We start from the raw sequence: 22,056 nt of genomic DNA, 5'->3' as shown, positions 1-22,056 counted from the left end.
TTATTTTATTATATAAAATTTCACAAACAAATAGGCCAAGCGGTTGATAAACATCAATCCGTCTTGGCCTTTAATATAATAATTAAGAATTTTTATCTTCTTCTGAATCATTATTTTTAAATTTATCTACAATTTTATCTTTAATTGTACTTTGATCTTCTTGGTACTTATCTTTAGCATCTTTATCGATATTATAATCTTCTTGTGAACCTAATTCACGGTTATCATTATATTCATAAGTTGTATCTTCATTATAATGATTTTGGTTGTTATCATCATGTTTTAAAGCAGCTTCTTCAGGTGTTTCGCCTTTAATTACATTACGTTGATGAATGATAGCATTAATTTCTGCTCCAATGATAATAATAAAGCTTGTTAAGTATAACCAGATTAGTAAAATAATAATACCAGCGATACTACCATAAGTTTTAGAATAATTACCAAAGTTAGAAATATACCATCCAAATGCAAATGAACCTAGTAACCAAATGACTGATGTAAATATTGCACCTGGTAATACTGAACGAAATTTAGTTTTAACATTAGGTGCTACCGAATACAATACTATAAATAATAGTAAAATAATGATTAGAGGTAATACCACTCTAAGTAAAGTAAATATCCATTTAATTTGTGAGTCTAAACCTAATGGACCGAATAAATAATGGCTAATAGCAGAACCAAGTGTAGGTAAAGCCATAGCTATTAAAAATACAAATCCCATTACAATAGTAAATACTACACTTAAAAGCTTAAGTAAAATACCATTTCGGCTATCTTCAACATCGTAAGCAACGTTAAATGAATTCATAATGGCAGTCATACCATTTGATGCAGACCATATTGCTAAGATCAGACCAACAGATAGCAAGCCGCCACTTGAATTTTTAGTAACATCGCCTATAACACTTTTAATAATTGATGATGTTTCTGATGGTGCACTACTTAACATATCAGTAATACGACTTTGATCGATATTAAAAACTGGTAATAAAGTCAATAAGAAGATGAGCATAGGGAACATAGCAAGAACAAAGTGATATGTCATTTGAGCTGCTAAACCTGATGCATCGTCCTTACCAATTCTATATACCAAATAAGAGAAAAAGTTCGAATCTTTAGTATACTTTGCAGGTTTATTTAATCTTGAAAGGAAGAATACCTGATTCTTCTTTTTTGGTGTCTTAGATTGAAATTCTTGAGGTTCAATGTATGTACGATCGACTTTAATTTTGTTATCACTATTTTGTTGATCTTTGTTATCTTCATATTCTTTAGCAGAATTAAGGAAGTTGGAACTTGTTTTTTCTTTCTTTGACATAACAATCTCCTTTAATAATTTGAATATTATATTTAAACACATTTTAATTTAATTAAAATTGTAAAGAAAGGGAGTGAGATGAAGTTGAGTTAATTTTTGGTTATTGGAGACTAATTTTAGTTACCAATAAGCTAAAAATCATTTAATAGCTCAACCTCTAAACTCACCCCCGTTTCAATGGAGTGGGATAACAGTTATTGAATATCTTCACTCTATTTGAATAGTTAATTAAGAAATAGTGATTTATTATTACAAAATTCTAATTCATCTAATAATTAACTATTATTTTCCAATACGTTCATTTTTTTTATTAACAAAAGTATCTTTTGCATCTTTAATAGAACGTTCTAACTCTGGGTTATTACGACGAATTTCTTCGATAACATCTTTCCAGTACATAACTTCATCTTTAATGCTACTTACTTTAGAAGGTTTTTGAGATTTTTTACCTTCTTTAACATTTGAGAATGATTGTTTTAAAGAATTACGAGTTGATTTATCAGCTAATGTTGCTACGCCACCGATAACAGCGCCTAATAATACTCCAGGAATGAATTTGTTTTCCATAATTTTACCCCTCTTTCAAATTTGCATCTTTGACGATGTAATCAATTAAATTATCACATGATGATTGTACCATTTTATAAACACCTTCGAAATTGTTAGTGTAATATGGATCAGGTACATCACTTTCTTTCATATTACTAAATTCTAGTAATTTGAACAATTGTCCTTTTATGCTAGGATTAATTGCTTTAATATTTTCTACATTACTTTGATCCATTGCAATAATATAGTCAAAATCATCTGTTGGTTCAAAAAGTTCACTAATCATACCATCAAATGGAATGCCGTGTGTATTTAAAATCTTTTGAGTCCCTTCGTGAGGGGGCTCACCTAAATTCCATTTTCCAGTGCCACGAGAGTGAACTTTGACACCAGTTATACCTCTGTCTTGTAGTCTTTGTCTCATGATTGCTTCAGCCATTGGAGAACGGCAGATATTACCAAGACATACGAAAGCTACGTCTATCATATTAATTCCTCCAAACTATGTAATTATATCCCCATTTTACTGGTTCTTCAAACAATTAGAAAGCAAATTTTTTCAAATTCTATTAAAGTTCCATAAATTATGTTAGTTTGATAGAATACTAAGGTAAAGAGGTGAGAAGTTTGGCAACTACAAATGAAGAAATGATTACCGAAATAAGACAAAAGTTAAATATAGTTAATAAAGCGCTTATTGATCCTGATAAATTTAAAGATGCTGATCAAAATGAAATTAAAGAAATACATCAATTTGTAACTTCAAAAGATTCATTTTCACCTAGCGAAGTGACTGCTATTGCAGATGCACTAGGAGAATTAAGACAATAAAGGGGGAGTCTAAATGAGTAACTACCAAGAAAAATTGAAACAGTATGCCAAACTACTAGTTAAAGTAGGCATGAATGTTCAAGAAAAACAGCCAGTATTTATACGCTCATCTGTCGAAGCTTTAGAATTAACTCATCTAGTTGTAGAAGAGTCATATAAAGCTGGTGCATCAGATGTAAGAGTCGATTATTCAGACCCAAAATTAAAACGTATGAAATTTGAATACGAAACTGTAGACCATTTTGAGAATAATGAAGTTAAATCTTATGATGTTAATGCACGTATGGATTATGTAGAAAGAGGCGCTGCTAACCTTGCAATATTAACTGAAGACCCAGATTTATTAAATGGTATTGATTCTAATAAATTGAAAGCATTTCAATTGCAATATTCCAAAGGTTATAAAGGATATATGGAAGCAAGCCAAAAAAATCAATTTCCTTGGGTGGTTGCAGCATTTCCATCAAAAGCATGGGCTCAAAGAGTATACCCTGATAAATCAGTAGAAGAAGCTTATGAAACATTTATAGAAGAAGTGTTTGATATAGTAAGAGTAGATGGTAATGACCCTGTAGAAAATTGGAAAACACATGTAAGTAATTTAAGTAAACATGCTAAAAGAATGCAAGATAAACAATATAAAGCGTTACATTATATTTCTGAAGGTACAGATTTAGTTGTAGGGTTACCACAGGGACATATATGGGAAGATGCTACTAGCTATGTAAATGGAAATCAACAAGCATTTATTGCTAATATCCCTACAGAAGAAGTGTTCACAGCGCCAGATAGAAATAATGTAAATGGTTATGTAACAAATAAATTACCATTAAGCTTTAACGGTAATATCATTGACGGTTTCACTTTAACATTTAAAGATGGAGTTGTTGTTGATTTTAAAGCAGAAAAGGGCGAAGATGTCTTAAAAGATTTATTAAATACAGATGAAGGTGCACGTAGATTGGGAGAAGTAGCACTAGTACCAGATGATTCTCCAATTTCAAATAGAAACACTATTTTTTATAATACGTTATTTGATGAAAATGCATCCTGTCATCTAGCGTTAGGATCTGCTTACGGTTTCAACATTAAAGGTGGAACTGAAATGACAACTGAAGAAAAAATTGCAAGTGGTTTAAATGATTCAAATGTTCATGAAGATTTCATGATAGGTAGTGCTGATTTAACCATTTATGGTATTTTAGAAGATGGCTCAAAAGAACTCGTTTTCGAAAACGGAAATTGGGCAAAATAAGTCGTAAATACCAAGTACAGTAGGGAAATTTCATAGAGAGATAGGAAGATATGAATGACTAAAGAACAAGTAAATAAAAAAGCAATGTCTGAATCTAAAAGTATTAAAACAAGTCAAGTGTATCCACAAGATACTAATCATCTTCATACGATGTTTGGCGGTATTTTAATGGCAAATGTAGATGAAATTGCAGCAATTACTGCTGTGAAACATGCTGGTAATTCAGTAGTAACTGCCTCAACAGATTCAGTAGATTTCTTATTACCAATCAAGAATGGGGACATCCTTTCATACGAAGCAATGGTTTCTTATACGGGTAGTAGTTCAATGGAAATTTGTGTGCAAATTATTATTGAAGATGTCTTTGAAGGAGAACGTAAATTAGCTGCACTTAGCTTTTTAACCTTTGTAGCTTTAGATGAGAATGGTAAACCTGTACGCGTTCCTCAAGTTTATCCAGAAGATAAAGTTGAAAAATGGTTCCATGAAACAGCTCCTCAACGTGTCGCTCGTCGCAAAGAACGACGTGATGAAAGTAAAAACACTATTGAGTATTTATCTAAAATTCAACATATTGAAAATTAGATAAAAGCTTATTTAGAATTGCATATAAAAAGACCTAATGAAACTATAAATTTTTCATTAGGTCTTTTTAGTTTGCTAAGCATTATGATTATAAATTATGAAAAGATATGTTTTGCATGCATTTCAATTTCTTTTTGGCGGAAATCAGTATCAGGGTAATACATATTTTTCACTAACACATTTGGTCCCAGACAATGATATTCAGAACAATGACAATTTAAAGATTGGGCTAAATCAGAAGTGAGCCATTGATTAAATACATCTGTTAATCTGTCTTTTTGTATGTTTGAAATAGTACCATTTTCATCTCCGAAATCAGTAACAATGACATTACCTGTAAATACATTTACATTTAAACGACTACGCCCATCAGGGTCATTTCTCATTGTGACATTTTTTGCATCTCGTAAACGTTGTAATAATTGTTGATCGTTTTCATCATTAATACATGGATAAATAGGTAATGTACCAAATAACATCCAAGTATCCTGGTCACGTATATCTAATAAATGATGTATCGCTTCTTTCATTTCTTTTAAAGATAAGACATTTAAAGAGCTTGCAAAATCAGCTGGATACATAGGGTGTACTTCATGTCGACTACACTTCATATCATTAACAATTTCATTATGAATTTTATCCAAGTAAGGTAATGTGCTTTGATTGAGCATTGTTTCAGCAGATACAAACATTCCTTGTTCAGAAAGAGTACTTGCATTGTCTAACATTTGCTCGTATAGTTTTAATTTTGCTTTAATTGGCGGTTGCTTTTTCATAGCTCCAAAGCCAACATCTGTGAATTCTTGAATGGTTCCCCAGTTATGTGAAATATGCATAACATCTATATATTCTGCAATATCAAGATATCGGTCTTGTGGTAACGTTAAATTAGAGTTCATTTGTACATATATCCCACGTTGATGTGCATATTTTAATAGTGGTTTCACTACATTTTTAATAGACTTTTTCGAAAACATAGGTTCGCCACCTGTTATAGACAATGTACGTAAATTTGGAATTTCATCTAAACGGCGATATATAATATCCATTGGTAAAGGATCTGGATCTTTAGTTTGTAAAGTGTAACCAACAGCACAATGACTGCATCTCATATTACATAAATTGGTTGTTGTAAATTCGATATTACTTAAAGTGAGTTGGCCATTATCAATGACATCGTTATAAGCTTCCCAAGGATCATTGTGTATTGAAATAGGTTTTTTATTTGTTATTATCATTAAAACTTCTCCTAAAAAGAGTGTGACAAAGAGGAGTTGTGAACATATATACTAGTTAAAATTTTTCAATATATCCATATTATAAATACTATGTTTCACGTTTCCTCAAAACCTGTGTCAGCTCTTTAAAATTTGTAAAAAGTACAGTAAACATTATTAAGATTATATCTCTTTTTGTCAAATTCTGTTAGGATAAAAATAACAAAATAAATTTCAAAGGAGCTCTATTTTAAATGAGTGAACAACAAACTATAGAACAAATCAAAACGAGATTAAACAAATTTATCGAGGATATTGATCATGTAAACCCTGATGAAGTGCGTGTTGAAGACATTGATGAATGGATTGGTTTACTAGATCAATTAGAAGAAAAAGTAAAACAAGTTTCCAAATAATTCACTAATCATAATTAATGACACTTTAGTGACGATTAAAAAATTTAGTACAAGATGTTTAACTTTAAACTTAAACGTGAATACAATAAATATAATCGCACAATAGAAAGGTGATCATATTATGAGTAAAAAAGTAGCAGTTCTATTAGGAAATGAATTTGAAGATATAGAATTTACAAGTCCGAAAGAGGCATTAGAAAATGCTGGATTTGAAACAGTAGTTATTGGCACTAATGCTAACGAAGAAGTCGTTGGTAAACACGGTGAAAAAGCAACTGTTCAAGTTGGTATCGGCGAAGCAAAACCAGAAGATTATGACGCTGTTCTAATTCCTGGTGGATTTGCACCAGACCATTTACGTGGTGATGCAGAAGGTAGATTTGGTACATTCGCTAAATACTTCACTTCTAATGATGTTCCAGCATTTGCAATTTGCCATGGACCACAAGTATTAATTGATACTGATGACTTAAAAGGTCGTACATTAACTGCAGTATTAAATGTACGTAAAGACTTATCTAATGCTGGTGCGCACGTTGTAGACGAATCAGTAGTTGTTGATAACAATATCGTTACAAGTCGTACACCAGATGATTTAGATGATTTCAATAGAGAAATCGTAAAACAATTAGAAGACTAATGATTGTTTAGTATAAAACATTAAATCTAAAGGCTTATTGATTTAGTTCAATAAGTCTTTTTTATTTGTAAAAGTTGATATGGAAGTAATAAATGAGTGAATTGTATATATTAAATAATAGTCAAATATGTACACCTTGGGACTGATTTTTACTATAAACTATAGCTAATGGTTTCAACTACTGGTAAACTCACATTATAACAGTGAGTTTGAGTAAAGGAGTAAATGCATGAAAAGAAGCGACAGATATGCACAATCTAATGAATTCCCTCAACGAGATATGCGTGAACCTCACTATAATACTTATTATCAACCAATAGGGAAACCACCTAAAAAAAAGAAAAGTAAACGTATCTTTTTAAAAATACTTATTACATTAGCGATTATATTAGTATTATTCTTAGGATTAATGTTTTTTTTATCATCGAGAGCTAATGTAGACGATTTAAAATCGATTGAAAATAAAAGTGATTATGTTTCGGCAGATCAAATGCCAAAATATGTCAGAGGTGCTTTTATTTCATTAGAAGATGAAAGATTTTATAAACACCATGGCTTTGATTTTAAAGGAACAACAAGAGCTTTATTTTCTACTTTGAGTGATCATGATGTTCAAGGTGGTAGTACAATAACACAACAAGTTGTTAAAAATTATTATTATGATAACGAACGTTCTTTCACAAGAAAAGTAAAAGAACTGTTTGTAGCACATAAAGTAGAGAAACAATATGATAAAAATCAAATACTTAGTTTTTATTTAAATAATATATATTTTGGAGATAATCAATATACAGTTGAAGGTGCAGCAAATCATTACTTCGGCGCAACAACTAATAAAAACAATCAAAATTTGAATACAATTAGTGTATTACAAAGCGCAATTTTAGCAAGCAAAGTTAATGCGCCAAGTGTATATAATATTGATGACATGTCAGATAACTTTACGAATAGAGTTAAAACCAATTTAGAAAAAATGAAACAACTTGATTATATATCCGATGACCAATATGAGGAAGCAATGGCCCAACTAGGTCAATAACAATTACCCTATCATATGCAATGTTAGTACGAATAAATTACAGTAACTATGTAATGTTGAACATTGTAAATATGATAGGGGTTTTATTTTTTATAAAGCGTGACTTTATTGCTAATGATTGAACTATGTCATAATATGATATATACAATGTTTATGAGGAGGTGTATCATGCCTAAAATCACTAAATTAGAAGTACAAAAGAAGAACAAAGAACGTTTTAATCTATATCTCGATAATCAATTTGAGATGGGGATAGATATTGATACACTTGTTAAATTTAATTTAAAGAAAGATCAAGTACTAGAAGCTGCAGAAATGGAGCAGATTCAAAAATATGACCATTATCGAAGAGGTTTAAATATAGCAATTCAATATCTTTCATTTAGAAAGCGTACTGAAAGAGAAGTACGTCAACATTTAATAAAAAATGATATTTCTGAAGAAGCGCTGCAACAAGTGATAGATTATTGTTACCAAGAAAAATTAATAGATCATTATGATTATGCTGAAAGTTTGAAAAACACTATGATCAATACAACGGATAAGGGACCTGAAACTTATAAACAAAAATTGTATCAAGCTGGTATTGAAACTAATATTATAGATGAATATACTGCTCTATACATAGAACAACAACCAATGGAAGATATCATCAAAGTAGCGAGTAAAGTAATTAAAACTAAAAAAGGTCCAACTTCAAAAGTTAAACAAAAAACAATGACTGCTTTAATGCAAAAAGGATTTACGATAGAAAAAATCAAACAAGCCATGGATGAACTTGATTTTTCACAGGACGAAGAACAACTTGACGATATGTTACAAACTGATTTAGAAAAAACATATCAAAAGCATCAAAGAAAATATGAAGGGCAACAACTAGTAAGAAAAACGATAGAAACGCTTATGAGAAAAGGCTATAAATATGATAAAATTAAATCTAAATTAGAAGAAAGTGGTATCGAAAATGGAACAGAAGAAATTGAGTGAAATGTCTGAGCCAGAATTAAGACATGAAATACAAACTTATAAAGAAAAAATGAGAAAAGCAGAAATGAACGGTATTTTGAATGAATATGACGTTTATCAAAGTAAAGTAATTGTAGCTGAAAGTTATTTAGTTGATCGTAATAAAATTGAATTAGGCAGAATCTATCAATTAAATGATGGCAGTGATCAATATTTTAAAGTGGAAAGATTAAAAGGTATATTCGCTTGGGGATTTAGAATTAAAAGTAGCGAACCCGAAGAAGGTTTACCAATTGCATTATTAAAATTATAGAAGGATGAAAAGAAATGGGAAGTTCAATCGTTTTAAAGTTACTTAAAGTTACTCATTATTATAGAAATAAAAAAACTAAAAAATGGTACTTACCTTTTGGATACGCCGCTGAAGATATTGATTTAAATAATGTCTCACTACATATTTATCAAGGTGAGGCCTTAGGTATTATCGGTGAACCAGGTTCTTCTAAAAAATTAATAGGTAGATTATTATCAGGATCTATTCACCCTGATAAAGGAAAATTAGTTCAAAGTGATCATGTATATTATGGAGATATTGAAGACCGAAAAATTGTAAACCAAACTGTGAAAGATTACGTTAAGCACATTGTTGAACTATTTCCATATAAAGTCTCTGATTATAAATACGATCAAGTCATTCAATATGCCCATTTAGATGAAAAACAACTCGTTTCACAATTAACCAAACAAGAATTTGCTCAGTTACTACTAAGTATAGCCAGATCATCTAAATCCAATATCATTATTTTGAATCATGTTCTTCAATATTTAGATGAATCTTTTACAAATCGAGCGATAGAGCTATCAAATGATTATATCAATCATAACCAAACGATTGTTTTTATTGATGATGACGTTGATAAAATAGAACAAGTGAGTAACTATATTACTTGGGTCTCACACGGACAGATTCGTATGGAAGGGTCTCTTAAACAAGTAATTCCTGTATTTAAAGATCATGAAAGAGACCGAAAAAGTATTGAATCAAAAGAAGAACTTTCATCATTTGATCTTGATTGGAAAAAAAGTCGAACAAGAATGCCTGAGATGACTTATAATTTTAAAAGAATTGAACGCTATAATCATGCCAAACCACCAATATTTTTGGTAAGATTTTGGACTTTAATGACCAGTTTTATAATTGGATTAGCACTTATGGGCATTCTTTTATTTAATAATTTAGGAATAATAAATATCTCAGCGGGGAATCAAACTCCACTTCAAACACAAACTAAAGATACATATGAAAATAAATTAGCTTATGGAATAGCATTAAAAGGAAGCGTTAAAATTTCAGGTTCAAATAATCTAACATTACCTAAATATAGTGTCGTTACTATTGATGGAGAAAATAGTAAAAATTATCGATTAAATGAAAGTGGAAAAAATTATACCGTAGCTAAAAGTAAACTAGAGTATTTTAATCCAGCTGGTTTGTATGAAAAGCATAGTTTCAAAACTTTATCTCCATATATTAAATCCAACTATAGTAAGTATGTAGAATACTTCAATAGTCATTTACACAAAGACCACGATACAGTAAAAAAATCACTAGTCCCTGAAGAAGATAATCGTTTTGTTGCTGACGTGACTTCTCAACCGATTAAGATGATTTTTAATGATGATAATCAGTTAAACGGTTTTGTGATGCCTATTGTTAATAAAAGTGAATTGAAAGATAAATTCAACATTAATAAAGATGTTTGGATTTGTAAATCTGGTGATGGATACTTTATTGCCGATATGAAAGATAATAAGTGGATATATATTGAATTGTAGGTGTAAGTATGATCGATAGTATAATTATTTATTTTAAAAATTTACCACACGTTTTAAATTATTCTTTGAAACATGTTAAAAACTTATGGAAATGGTTTACGGTAAGTTTTATAGTTGGATTAGTCTTAATATTTGCGATAGAAATATTTTTCAAGGTGACAAACGCAACAGAAATGATACAAGGTGTATGGTTATATAGACTTTTAACTTTGTTAGGATTTGGGTACATCGTCCTCAGCTTATTTTTATGTTATAAAATATACGCTAAAGATTATATGATTACTAAATCGTTTAAAATATCCCCAGTAACACCCATAGTAGTTACTACAATTGTTGGAGGTATTTTACTATTTGTACTTATGACAATTATTGCAATATGGAAACCAATTAATTTTGAAAGTTCATTACTAGCTACAATATATTTTATGTTAGTAACAATAGTGTTAAATTGTTTCCTATCAGTGTTGTTTGGTTTAGTAAAAATCTTAAATCATAAAGCGGATATATATTTTTATATATTTTGTGTTATAGAATTTATTTTAGTACCAATTATTTATGTTCCTAAAACACATTTGACAATGATTGGACATGTATTGATGTTAAATCCATTTTATTATGTAACTAATGGTTTAGCACAATCAGTGTTGTTTGGCAGAGTAAGTCTAGCTAATATACCATATCACTTATATATACTATGTTTCATCTTGATATTATGTTTAATTAATTTTGCGTTATCTCGTTTTGTAGCTCATGCTAAATATAGAAATAAAAATAAAAAAGCGCCATCAACTCTTCAATCTAATCATTTTTCAAGTAATGCTAATCATATAAAAGATAGTGACAATAGTGAAATTGATAAAAATAATAATTAAAATATAAAAAGCCAAGGTATAGGACTCATGTATTTTGCATATCCATCAAGTTAACTTAAGCAGTTTACTTTTAAGGATTACATTATTACATGTCCTTGAACCTTGGCTATTATTATTTTGCGAATAATTTACGTTGTAATTTGTCTTCACTAAATACCCAACCAATATAAGAATGATCTATTTCATTTTGAGATGTTAGATGGGCAATAGCAACAAATGCATAATGATCATTATTTAAATATCTTAAATCCATTAATCGAATTTCTGTAGAACCATCATCTAATGGCGTTGTTTGCCAACGATATATAGAAGAAAAGTTTAAAAATGTTCTTATATCTTTATTACTTTTAACTTTCCATAATAATGAGTCGATAGATAAATGTTGACGTTTAACTTTATCACTAAAAACAATATTTCGACCATGTGATCTACCAACATAATCATGTTCGTCTGTTTGAATAGCAATACGCCATTCCATAAATTTCATTGTAGGAATTACAAATACTTTTACAGGGTTATGCTCTTGTTTAATTTGCTTTAATGCTTGTTTCTTTAAGAAAGATTGCATTTTAAATCGGATTATATAATAAATGATTAAAATACCGATTATTGGAAAGAATGCCAAATAAGGATGTACCCCTAATACCCATAACACCACGCCTATACATAATATAATGAATATAATTGGATCAAACGTGTTAATAACGCCGAGTTGTATCCATTTATTAGTAATTGGTCTTAAAGCTTGTGTTCCATATGAGTTGAAAATATCAACAAACACATGTAAAAAAACTGCTAATTGTGCCCACATCCATATATGTAATGGGGATGTGTGGTTGAATATAACAAATATTAAAAATGTAATTAATATTGGCCATAATATAGTGAATGGAATAGAGTGCGTAATGCCTCTATGATGGGAAATATAAGTTGAATTATCTTTTAATTTTAAAACCGTATCCCCATCAGGTATAAGGGAACCTGCAATCAGTGTTGTGGCACTTGCCGCGAATGTGCCTGACATCGCTGGATCTTGAGTTGCAAGTGCAGTAAGTCCAACTCCAATAACAATGTGCGTGGCTGTGTCCATTTATGTTCACTCTTTTCATCTTAATTTATAATATATTATAATCTAAAAGTTAGAATAACAAAATCAACTCACATTAATAATGTGTTATTCTTATTTATCATGTAAGTAAAATATCCATTAAAATCAAATTGAAACATTAAATCATTGTTCAGGAAGGGAAATATATGTATTTAGAAGAAAATTTCAAAGATAATATTGTACATTGGTTTAATAACAATCAACGTTCAATGCCTTGGAGAGAGACTACTAATCCTTATTATATATGGTTAAGTGAAGTTATGTTACAACAAACACAAGTCAAAACAGTTATAGATTATTATGATAGATTCACTCATCGTTTTCCTACAATAGCCGATTTGAGTGAAGCAAATGAGGATGAGGTACTCAAATATTGGGAAGGACTTGGTTATTATAGCCGAGCAAGAAACTTTCATCATGCAGTCAAAGAAGTACAACGTGATTATAATGGAATAGTCCCATCTGATCCTGAAAATTTTAAATCTTTAAAAGGTGTCGGACCATATACTCAAGCAGCAGTAATGAGTATAGCCTTTGACCATCCACTCCCTACAGTTGATGGTAATGTTTTTAGAGTTTGGTCAAGATTAAATAATGATAGCAGTGATATAAAGCTCCAATCTACACGTAAAACATTTGAACAACAGTTATTACCTTATGTTCAAGAGGAAGCTGGAACGTTTAACCAATCAATGATGGAATTAGGTGCGCTTATCTGTACACCTAAAAACCCACTTTGTATGTTTTGTCCAGTTCAAGAAAATTGTGAAGCCTTTGATAAAGGAACAGTATTAGATTTACCAGTTAAAACCAAAAATCTTAAAAAGAAAACCATTGAACAAAGTGTCTTTTTAATTCGAAATAATAAAGGACAATATTTATTAGAAAAAAGACAGGAAAGGTTATTGAATGGTATGTGGGAATTTCCAATGTTTGAAGCCTCTAATGCTATTTCAGAAATATCTCATAAACTAAAACATGACATAGAACCTTTACCAGAACATATATTTAAATTAAAACATCAATTTACACACTTAACTTGGAATATTAAAGTCTATAGTGTGCCTGAAACTATAGATATAAATGAAAAGGTTTTACCTGATAATATGGTTTGGTTTGATTTATCTAATCGAGATGATTATTCATTTCCAGTATCAATGGATAAAATATATAGATTTATTGAAGGATAGGTTTCTTCAAAACAGAAATAATAATAAATCATTTTACTTATTTATAATCCAATAAAATCTAACTAATACTTAAATTTAATGGCGTGAAAGTACAGAAGTAGTTTGAAAATATGATATAATCTAAATGGTTAAAAAGTATAAAGGTGGTGTGGAGTATGGTAAAAGAATCCATACCTAAAGAAGGACAAGACATCAAAATTCAAAGTTATAAACATGATGGAAATATTCATCGCGTTTGGTCTGAAACAACCATTTTAAAAGGTACAGATCATGTGATTATTGGTGGGAATGATCACACGTTAGTAACAGAAAGTGATGGCCGCACTTGGATTACAAGAGAACCAGCTATTGTCTATTTTCATTCTGAATATTGGTTTAATGTGATTTGTATGTTTCGTGAAGATGGTGTTTATTATTATTGTAATTTATCTTCACCATTTGTTTGTGATGAAGAAGCCTTAAAATACATCGACTATGATTTGGATATTAAAGTTTATCCTAATGGGAAATACCATTTATTAGATGAAGATGAGTATGAGCAACATATGAATCAAATGAATTATCCTCACGATATAGATGTTATTTTAAGAAGAAGTGTAGATATTTTACAACAGTGGATAGAACAGAAAAAAGGGCCTTTCGCTCCTGATTTTATCAAAGTTTGGAAAGAGCGATATAAAAAAATTAGGGATTATTAAGCAAATTAGATGTAAAACGATATGAGATGGTTTATATTATTCAATGTTGCATTGATTTAATTAAATAAACATTGATAGTTTAGATAAAACAATCTCTATTAACTAAAATTATATTTGTTAATCGTATCAATCAGAGGTTGAGATATGTTAGTCAATTGTTGCGGAATAATTTAATTAATTATTAGCTTATGTATACTAATGATTAATTGAAATGATATTCCAAGGCGATTCATCATATCCAACCTCTGTTCAATTTTAAAAAGATCAATTTAAAAAATATTATATGGGGGGATAAAAATAATGATTAAACGATATTTAAAGTTTGTTAAACCATATAAATATCGTATTATTGCTACTATTATAGTTGGTATTATTAAATTTGGTATACCAATGTTAATTCCATTGCTTATTAAATATGCAATAGATGGTGTTATCAATAATCATTCACTTAGTGATAGCGAAAAATACTCACACCTAGCCATAGTTATAGGTATTGCCCTATTTATCTTTTTAATTGTTAGACCGCCAATTGAATTTATAAGACAATATCTAGCTCAATGGACAAGTAATAAAATATTATATGATATAAGAAAGCAACTTTATAATCACTTACAAGCATTGAGTGCACGTTTCTATGCTAATAACCAAGTAGGGCAAGTTATTTCACGAGTGATTAATGATGTGGAACAAACAAAAGATTTTATTTTAACAGGATTAATGAATATTTGGCTTGATTGCATAACAATAATAATAGCATTAACAATTATGTTCTTCCTTGATGTTAAACTGACTTTTGCTGCATTATTTATTTTCCCATTCTATATCTTAACGGTTTATTTCTTCTTTGGACGTTTAAGAAAATTAACAAGAGTAAGATCTCAAGCTTTAGCAGAAGTTCAAGGATTTTTACATGAACGTGTACAAGGAATGTCTGTTATTAAAAGCTTTGCAATTGAAGATAATGAAGCGGGTAATTTCGATCACCGTAATAAAAACTTTTTACAAAAAGCATTTCAACATACGAGATGGAATGCATATTCTTTTGCTGCAATTAATACTGTGACAGATATAGGCCCAATTATTGTCATTGGTGTCGGTGCTTACTTAGCAATAAGTGGTTCTATTACAGTAGGGACATTAGCTGCATTCGTTGGTTATTTAGAACAATTATTCGGTCCTTTAAGACGATTAGTATCTTCTTTTACAACATTAACTCAAAGCTTTGCGTCAATGGATCGTGTCTTCCAATTAATAGATGAAGATTATGACATAAAAAATGGTATTGGCGCTCAACCAATCGAAATTAAAAAAGGTCAAATTGAATTAAAACATGTTGGGTTCAAATATAATGAAAATGAACAAGACATTTTAAAAGATATTAATTTGACTATTCATAAAGGTGAGACCGTTGCCTTCGTAGGAATGAGTGGTGGAGGTAAGTCAACACTTATTAATTTAATACCTCGGTTTTATGATGTTACAGAAGGAGAAATTCTTGTTGATAACCACAATGTTAAAGATTTCTTAACAGGTAGCCTAAGAAATCAAATTGGTTTAGTTCAACAAGATAATATCTTATTTTCCGATACGGTTAAGGAGAACATTCTACTAGGCCGACCTGATGCTTCAGACGAAGAAGTTATTGAAGCAGCTAAAATGGCTAATGCTCATGAATTTATAATGAATCTTCAAGATGGATACGACACAGAAGTTGGTGAACGTGGCGTGAAATTATCAGGTGGTCAAAAACAAAGACTATCTATTGCACGTATATTCTTAAATGATCCACCAATTTTAATCTTAGATGAAGCTACTAGTGCATTAGATTTAGAAAGTGAAGCAATTATTCAAGAAGCACTAGATGTTTTAAGTAAAGATCGTACGACGTTAATCGTAGCACATAGACTTTCAACAATTACTCATGCAGACAAAATTGTAGTTATAGAAAATGGTGAAATTGTTGAAATGGGTACACACCAACAATTAATTGATAAAAAAGGTGCTTATGAGCATTTATATAGCATACAAAATTTATAATAATAAAAAAGAGCTTAAGGCAAATGTTGAATTGCCTTAAGCTCTTTTGCTATATAGTTCTAATTAATTTATAAATAGCTTAGATTGATAATTAAATAAGTTTAAAAGCTATAAGTCAAAATCTTCATCAGCAATATCAATATCAGTATCATTGCGATGGTAAGTAAAGAAACTAATACGAAGTCTATCTAAATGTTCCAAATGATATCTATATTCTTCTATTGCTGCGATAATTTGCATAATATTAGCATAAGAATAATTAGTTTGATATGGATTTTGAATTAATTCATTTTGAAAAGCAGTCATAAGTTCTTTTTTAAGTGGGTTATCAACTTCATATTGTAATTGTGTGACTTTAAATTTAGCCTTTTTAGATAAACTTTTTAAAATTTGCTCGTGGAAAGCAATTAATGAGTCTAATTCCAATTTAATTTGTAATAACAATTGATTATTTAGTTGATGTAAATCATTTGGGTAACGTGACATTTTGTTTAATACTTCATAAGCTAATCTAGTCGTTCTTACTACTTCTTTAAATAGAATTTTCTTTCTATATTGTTCAAAAATATTCTTTTTTAATAAAGGTCTTTCTTCTTGATAGAAGTCATAAATCTTTTCGAGTTTATCGATTCTAGAATTCAGTTGATCGCCATCGTGTTTAATATTATTAAACTCAGAAGTGTCATTTAATACCAATTTAAACCAAACGAAGATATCGGAGGTAATATTTACAGAATTATAATAAATTTTAGTTTCGAATTTTGGAGGTAAGAATAATAAATTTACTACTGAAGAACTAAGCACTCCAATCATAACTAAAACAAATCTGTAAAATGCAGCGACATAAAATGAACCAGAGACTTGGCCCATAATGATTAATGCTGTGACACTTGCTAATGTAGCAACATGTGCAAGATTAAATCGGAATAAAATTGCGATTAATACGATAACTGTAACACCCATAATTATAAAATTATTACTAAAGATTGTAACCATGGTAACAGCTAATAATGCGCCAATAATATTACCGATAGCTTGATCAGAAACAGTTTTAATAGACTTATAAACACTAGGTTGCATTGCGACAACTGCACTGACACCGGCTAATGCTTTTAGACCAATATTATTAGGAAGTAAAGAAGCGATAGACATAGCTAGTATGATTGCTATACCTGTTTTAAAAATCCGAGCTCCTAGTCTCAAAAAGAAGCGCTCCTTTTATTTTTATTGAATAAAATTTTAAATTCGTATTCATTATTGTTATACACTGACTAATCATAAATTTCAAGTGAATACAATAGTGTAGCTTTTGAAATATAACATTATATAACAAATCGCTAGTCAAATTATTTTAAATGAACACACAATCAGTTTAACTAAAGATATTTTTATAAAATGATAAAAGCTCCCTCAAAGTCCATTTAAAATGATTACAATGAGGGAGCAAATATGGTTAATGATATAGCACTTATTTCATTTGACTAAATGCATAGTCAGCTGCTTCTAGTGTTTTATCAATATCTTCTTCTGTATGTTCCGTAGTTAAGAACCATGCTTCAAATTTTGAAGGTGCTAAATTAATACCTTGGTTAAGCATTAATTTAAAGAATTTAGCAAACGCTTCGCCATCTGAATTTTCTACTTGTTCATAGTGAGTAATTTTTTCATCAGTGAAGTATAACGTTAATGAACCATAAATTCGATTGATAGTAGCAGTAATATTATGTTTGTCTATTAATTTTAGTAGCCCATCTTCTAAACGTTTACCTAATTGATCTAATCTTTCATAAACGCCATCTTGTTCTAATACTTCAAGTAATGCAATACCAGCTTTCATTGATAGTGGATTACCTGCCATAGTACCGGCTTGGTATGCAGGACCTAGTGGGGCAACATGTTCCATAATGTCTTGTCTTCCACCGTATCCACCAATTGGTAGTCCGCCACCAATGATTTTACCAAATGCAGTTAAATCAGGAATCACACCAAGTAAATCTTGTGCTGCACCATAATGGAATCTAAATGCTGTAATGACTTCATCATAAATTACTAAACTGCCATTATCATGAGTAATACGGTTCACTTCTTCTAAAAATCCTGGTTCAGGCATAACCATACCAAAGTTACCAACAATAGGTTCAACTAAAACGGCTGCAATTTCATCTCCCCAATGATCAATAGCTTCTTTATAAGATTCAACATCATTAAATGGTACTGTGATTACTTCTCTAGCCACGCTTTCAGGAACACCAGCTGAATCGGGGGAACCTAATTGTGAAGGACCACTACCAGCAGCAACTAATACTAGATCAGAATGGCCATGATAAGAACCAGCGAATTTAATGATTTTATTACGTTTTGTATAAGCACGAGCAACTCTAATCGTTGTCATAACAGCTTCTGTACCAGAATTAACAAATCTGATCTTTTCTAATGAAGGAATAGCTTCACGTAACTTTTTACTAAAATCGATTTCTAATTCAGTTGGTGTACCATATAGCACACCTTTAGCAGCTTGATCTTGGATAGCTTTAGTTATATGTGGATGAGCATGACCAGTAATAATTGGTCCATAAGCTTGTAAATAATCAATAAACTTATTACCATCTACATCATATAAATAAGCGCCTTTACCTTCTTTCATTACTACAGGAGCTCCACCGCCAACTGCTTTATAAGAACGAGAAGGTGAATTAACGCCACCTAATATATATTCATTAGATAATTCCTGAAGTCTTTCGCTTTCAGTAAATTTCATTTTATCAACCTCTTTTAATTTAATATTGTCGACTATTATCGTATCATAAAATTAACATAATGAAGAAATAGGTGATTAAATGTTAAAAAAAGGTGATAAGTTCCCAGAGTTTTCTCTAGAAAATCAGAATGGAGAATTAGTATCGAACGAAACAATTAAAGGACAAACGACAATACTTTACTTTTATCCAAGAGATAATACACCTACTTGTACAACAGAAGCGTGTGATTTTAGAGATAATATCGAACTTTTTAATGATTTAAACGTGAATATTTATGGTGTTAGTGGAGATTCTAAGAAAAAACATCAAAATTTCATAGAAAAACATCAGTTAAACTTTGATTTATTAGTAGATGAAGATTTCTTACTTTCTAAAGAGACTGGGGTTTATCAACTGAAAAAATCATTTGGTAAAGAAAGTATGGGAATAGTTCGTACAACATTTGTTATAGATGGAAAAGGAATTATAAAAGATGTTATCGAGAAAGTTAAGGTTAAAACACAGATTGATGAGTTAAAAAATATATTGGAGTGATAATCTATGAAGGTTGTAAGTCTGTTTAGATTAGGCGAATTAGAAGATGAGTTAGTAGAGAAATTCCCACAAGTAGATTTTAAGTTTATTAAAAAAGCTAAAAATATACCATTTGAAGAGAGACAATCTTTAGATATATTAATAGGTTATGATGGTGAATTAGATGAATCATTTTTAAAAGATTGCCCAAATCTTAAATGGATCGCATGGTATGCGACAGGTGTTAATTCATTACCATTAGATTATTTGAAAAATCATAATATTAAACTAACTAATAGTAGGGGAGTACAAGCAAAACAACTTTCTGAATTTATCTTAGCGTTCATATTAGATGATTATAAAAAAATGAGAACATCATTTATTAACCAACAAAATAAAGTGTATGATTCTAAAATGGTAGGAAGACGATTAAGTGGGGACAAAGTATTATTTTTAGGTACTGGTGCGATTGCAAGTCGTGCTGCAAAGTTAGCCAAAGCATTTGATATGCAGGTAATTGGTTTGAGTAACTCCGGAAAAGATAAAGAGTGGTTCGATGAAGTATATAAAATAGAAAAATTGAATGAAGTTATTGGAGAAGTTGATATTATTATCAATGCTTTACCTGAAACAAATAAAACAATTCATTTATTACAATATGATCACTTTAAACAAATGAGTAACGATGCACTTTTTATTAATGTTGGACGAGGTACTATAGTTAAAGAAACTACAATTCTAAAAGTATTGAAAGAAAACTTAATTAGACATGCTTATTTAGATGTATTTGAAAATGAACCATTAGATGAAAACAATCCATTATATGAATTAGATAATGTAACAATAACAGCACACATTACTGGTAATGATAATAATATAAATAAAGAAGTAACGGATATATTTGTGAATAACTTGAAACATTTTCTCAATAACAAAGATTTAATTGAGAATATAGTTGATTTAAATAAGGGATATTAATTAAAATACTGCAGTTATATTGACAATTTTAATTCGCAACAGTTATATTAATATTAAGTAATAATAATTATTAACTAGAAAGATGGTGAAAAAATGAGTGCGGAATTAGAATCTATAGAACATGAGCTTGAAGAATCAATTACATCATTGAGAAAAGCGGGAATCCGTATTACTCCTCAAAGACAAGCAATTATTAAATTTATGATTTCTTCAAAAACACATCCAAGTGCCGACGAAATATATCAAGCACTTTCACCAGATTTTCCTAATATAAGTGTTGCGACTATCTACAACAATTTAAGAGTATTTAAAGACATTGGCTTAGTTAAAGAACTCACATATGGTGATTCATCAAGTCGCTTTGATTTCAATACTCATAATCACTACCACATTATTTGTGAAAAGTGTGGAAAGATTGTTGATTTTCATTATCCTCAATTAGATGAGGTAGAACAACTAGCACAGCACGTAACAGAGTTCGACGTAACACATCATCGTATGGAAATTTATGGGATCTGTAAAGATTGTAAGGAAAAAGAATAATAAGTTGTTTACTTATACATTATATTCTTACACAAATAATAGTTTTAAATAAAACCATGTTTATTCTAAATAAGAATAGACATGGTTTTTATTTACTTGAACAATCTGTATAACATGAGCACTGATTAATTACGAAATTATGATGTGACAATTAGATTTATATTTTAGACGCTTATTAGGAAAGACAGATTAAAATAAAAGAGAAATCGTTAATGTTAAATAAACAAACTAGAATGTAGGGAGAATTACAAAAGATTAGTTAGATTAATATACTGTATATTAAAATAGAGAATATATGAGATTATTGTGCACTCAAACAATTAATAGTTACTATAGTGGTAAATTTAAACCAAAATAGTGTATGAAATTCGTTGACGATAAACAAATTAATTGATACTATATAAAAGTCGTCAAAATGATGTTAAGTTATTTGAAAGGTTTTATTAACTTTTTAAATGAAATATTAACAAAGTGTAATTTTGACTATTGAACTTTCAACTTAAACATTATATTATAGTTCTTGTTGAGTTATTAAACAACAATTTAATTTTAAAAAAAGAAATTAAATTTATTCTTGACTTAACAAAACGGACACGATATAATAAGATATTGTAAGTGAAAAAAACGAACATTGAAAACTGAATGACAATATGTCAACGTTAATTCCAATAATGTAACGAAAGTTACAACAATTAATTTAGTT

The 22,056-nt window shown here is 29.7% G+C and carries 23 protein-coding genes; 16 read left to right on the top strand and 7 right to left on the bottom strand.

Features of this window, described 5'->3' with window-relative positions; translation table 11 throughout:
• Positions 1 to 82: 82 nt before the first annotated feature.
• From Q4528_RS09715 to Q4528_RS09705, 3 genes are all read right to left on the bottom strand, one after another.
• A complete protein-coding gene (locus Q4528_RS09715) occupies positions 83 to 1,321 on the bottom strand; it encodes a YihY/virulence factor BrkB family protein (RefSeq protein WP_017637852.1) in 1,239 nt (412 codons plus the stop codon).
• A 282-nt stretch (positions 1,322 to 1,603) separates the two neighbouring features.
• Positions 1,604 to 1,888, bottom strand: a complete 285-nt coding sequence (locus Q4528_RS09710; protein WP_046467433.1) for a hypothetical protein — start codon at positions 1,886 to 1,888, stop codon at positions 1,604 to 1,606.
• Positions 1,889 to 1,892: 4 nt separating this feature from the next.
• Positions 1,893 to 2,357 carry a low molecular weight protein-tyrosine-phosphatase gene (locus Q4528_RS09705; protein ID WP_303521374.1) on the bottom strand — a complete coding sequence of 155 codons (465 nt, stop codon included), beginning with the start codon at positions 2,355 to 2,357 and terminating at the stop codon, positions 1,893 to 1,895.
• A gap of 161 nt (positions 2,358 to 2,518) precedes the next feature.
• Between Q4528_RS09705 and Q4528_RS09700 the strand changes: the two genes are divergently transcribed.
• From Q4528_RS09700 to Q4528_RS09690, 3 genes are read left to right on the top strand one after another with little or no spacing between them, the layout of a single operon-like run.
• A complete protein-coding gene (locus tag Q4528_RS09700) occupies positions 2,519 to 2,701 on the top strand; it encodes a DUF1128 domain-containing protein (RefSeq protein ID WP_037555624.1) in 183 nt (60 codons plus the stop codon).
• A gap of 13 nt (positions 2,702 to 2,714) precedes the next feature.
• A complete protein-coding gene (locus Q4528_RS09695; RefSeq protein WP_046467434.1) occupies positions 2,715 to 3,956 on the top strand; it encodes an aminopeptidase in 1,242 nt (413 codons plus the stop codon).
• A gap of 54 nt (positions 3,957 to 4,010) precedes the next feature.
• On the top strand, positions 4,011 to 4,541 hold the full coding sequence (locus tag Q4528_RS09690) for an acyl-CoA thioesterase (RefSeq protein ID WP_017637847.1): 531 nt from the start codon (positions 4,011 to 4,013) through the stop codon (positions 4,539 to 4,541).
• A 95-nt stretch (positions 4,542 to 4,636) separates the two neighbouring features.
• Here Q4528_RS09690 and yfkAB read toward each other — a convergent pair whose 3' ends face one another.
• Positions 4,637 to 5,779, bottom strand: coding sequence for a radical SAM/CxCxxxxC motif protein YfkAB (yfkAB, locus tag Q4528_RS09685; RefSeq protein WP_017637846.1), 1,143 nt, complete (start codon positions 5,777 to 5,779; stop codon positions 4,637 to 4,639).
• A 233-nt stretch (positions 5,780 to 6,012) separates the two neighbouring features.
• Here yfkAB and Q4528_RS09680 point away from each other — a divergent pair, with 233 nt between their 5' ends.
• The 7 genes from Q4528_RS09680 (at position 6,013) to Q4528_RS09650 (ending at position 11,527) form a co-directional block, all read left to right on the top strand.
• Positions 6,013 to 6,174 (top strand): SE1561 family protein, encoded by a 162-nt coding sequence (locus Q4528_RS09680; RefSeq protein WP_017637845.1) that lies wholly within the window; start codon positions 6,013 to 6,015, stop codon positions 6,172 to 6,174.
• Between the two features lie 121 nt (positions 6,175 to 6,295).
• A complete protein-coding gene (locus tag Q4528_RS09675; RefSeq protein ID WP_017637844.1) occupies positions 6,296 to 6,814 on the top strand; it encodes a type 1 glutamine amidotransferase domain-containing protein in 519 nt (172 codons plus the stop codon).
• A 229-nt stretch (positions 6,815 to 7,043) separates the two neighbouring features.
• The gene (gene sgtB / locus Q4528_RS09670) at positions 7,044 to 7,853 is read left to right on the top strand and encodes a monofunctional peptidoglycan glycosyltransferase SgtB (protein ID WP_029056005.1); all 810 of its coding nucleotides are present in this window, start codon (positions 7,044 to 7,046) and stop codon (positions 7,851 to 7,853) included.
• Between the two features lie 168 nt (positions 7,854 to 8,021).
• Entirely contained in the window at positions 8,022 to 8,840 is an 819-nt protein-coding gene (gene recX / locus Q4528_RS09665; RefSeq protein ID WP_017637842.1) for a recombination regulator RecX, read from the top strand.
• A complete protein-coding gene (locus tag Q4528_RS09660) occupies positions 8,818 to 9,132 on the top strand; it encodes a YfhH family protein (protein ID WP_017637841.1) in 315 nt (104 codons plus the stop codon). Before recX ends, Q4528_RS09660 begins: the two co-directional genes overlap by 23 nt.
• A 14-nt stretch (positions 9,133 to 9,146) precedes the next feature.
• Positions 9,147 to 10,655: an ATP-binding cassette domain-containing protein gene (locus Q4528_RS09655; protein ID WP_046467581.1), complete on the top strand. Its 1,509-nt coding sequence runs from the start codon at positions 9,147 to 9,149 to the stop codon at positions 10,653 to 10,655.
• An 8-nt stretch (positions 10,656 to 10,663) separates the two neighbouring features.
• Positions 10,664 to 11,527: a hypothetical protein gene (locus Q4528_RS09650; protein WP_072291876.1), complete on the top strand. Its 864-nt coding sequence runs from the start codon at positions 10,664 to 10,666 to the stop codon at positions 11,525 to 11,527.
• A gap of 112 nt (positions 11,528 to 11,639) precedes the next feature.
• Here Q4528_RS09650 and Q4528_RS09645 read toward each other — a convergent pair whose 3' ends face one another.
• Positions 11,640 to 12,617, bottom strand: coding sequence for a metal-dependent hydrolase (locus Q4528_RS09645; protein WP_017637515.1), 978 nt, complete (start codon positions 12,615 to 12,617; stop codon positions 11,640 to 11,642).
• Positions 12,618 to 12,781: 164 nt separating this feature from the next.
• Here Q4528_RS09645 and mutY point away from each other — a divergent pair, with 164 nt between their 5' ends.
• From mutY to Q4528_RS09630, 3 genes are all read left to right on the top strand, one after another.
• The gene (gene mutY / locus Q4528_RS09640; protein ID WP_046467583.1) at positions 12,782 to 13,825 is read left to right on the top strand and encodes an A/G-specific adenine glycosylase; all 1,044 of its coding nucleotides are present in this window, start codon (positions 12,782 to 12,784) and stop codon (positions 13,823 to 13,825) included.
• A 155-nt stretch (positions 13,826 to 13,980) separates the two neighbouring features.
• Positions 13,981 to 14,523: a nucleoside tri-diphosphate phosphatase gene (gene ntdP / locus Q4528_RS09635; RefSeq protein WP_002452360.1), complete on the top strand. Its 543-nt coding sequence runs from the start codon at positions 13,981 to 13,983 to the stop codon at positions 14,521 to 14,523.
• 300 nt (positions 14,524 to 14,823) lie between these two features.
• Positions 14,824 to 16,560 carry an ABC transporter ATP-binding protein gene (locus Q4528_RS09630; protein ID WP_017637513.1) on the top strand — a complete coding sequence of 579 codons (1,737 nt, stop codon included), beginning with the start codon at positions 14,824 to 14,826 and terminating at the stop codon, positions 16,558 to 16,560.
• Positions 16,561 to 16,668: 108 nt separating this feature from the next.
• Here the strand turns inward: Q4528_RS09630 and Q4528_RS09625 are convergent, their stop codons facing one another.
• Both Q4528_RS09625 and Q4528_RS09620 read right to left on the bottom strand, forming a co-directional pair.
• On the bottom strand, positions 16,669 to 17,763 hold the full coding sequence (locus tag Q4528_RS09625) for an FUSC family protein (protein ID WP_046467584.1): 1,095 nt from the start codon (positions 17,761 to 17,763) through the stop codon (positions 16,669 to 16,671).
• 265 nt (positions 17,764 to 18,028) lie between these two features.
• Positions 18,029 to 19,318, bottom strand: a complete 1,290-nt coding sequence (locus tag Q4528_RS09620; RefSeq protein WP_017636962.1) for a glutamate-1-semialdehyde 2,1-aminomutase — start codon at positions 19,316 to 19,318, stop codon at positions 18,029 to 18,031.
• Positions 19,319 to 19,397: 79 nt separating this feature from the next.
• Between Q4528_RS09620 and bcp the strand changes: the two genes are divergently transcribed.
• The 3 genes from bcp to perR all read left to right on the top strand — a co-directional run bounded on the left by bcp (position 19,398) and on the right by perR (position 21,353).
• Entirely contained in the window at positions 19,398 to 19,853 is a 456-nt protein-coding gene (gene bcp / locus Q4528_RS09615) for a thioredoxin-dependent thiol peroxidase (RefSeq protein ID WP_303521365.1), read from the top strand.
• A 6-nt stretch (positions 19,854 to 19,859) separates the two neighbouring features.
• Positions 19,860 to 20,810, top strand: a complete 951-nt coding sequence (locus Q4528_RS09610) for a phosphoglycerate dehydrogenase (protein ID WP_046467585.1) — start codon at positions 19,860 to 19,862, stop codon at positions 20,808 to 20,810.
• Positions 20,811 to 20,903: 93 nt separating this feature from the next.
• Positions 20,904 to 21,353 (top strand): peroxide-responsive transcriptional repressor PerR, encoded by a 450-nt coding sequence (perR, locus tag Q4528_RS09605; RefSeq protein WP_017636959.1) that lies wholly within the window; start codon positions 20,904 to 20,906, stop codon positions 21,351 to 21,353.
• Positions 21,354 to 22,056 lie beyond the last annotated feature (703 nt).

Origin of the sequence: Staphylococcus pasteuri, assembly GCF_030547725.1 — a bacterium.
In the GTDB taxonomy this organism is placed as follows: Bacteria; Bacillota; Bacilli; order Staphylococcales; family Staphylococcaceae; genus Staphylococcus; species Staphylococcus pasteuri.
The sequence above is the reverse complement of the archived record's forward strand: the minus strand, read 5'-3'. Positions and strand labels throughout refer to the sequence as shown.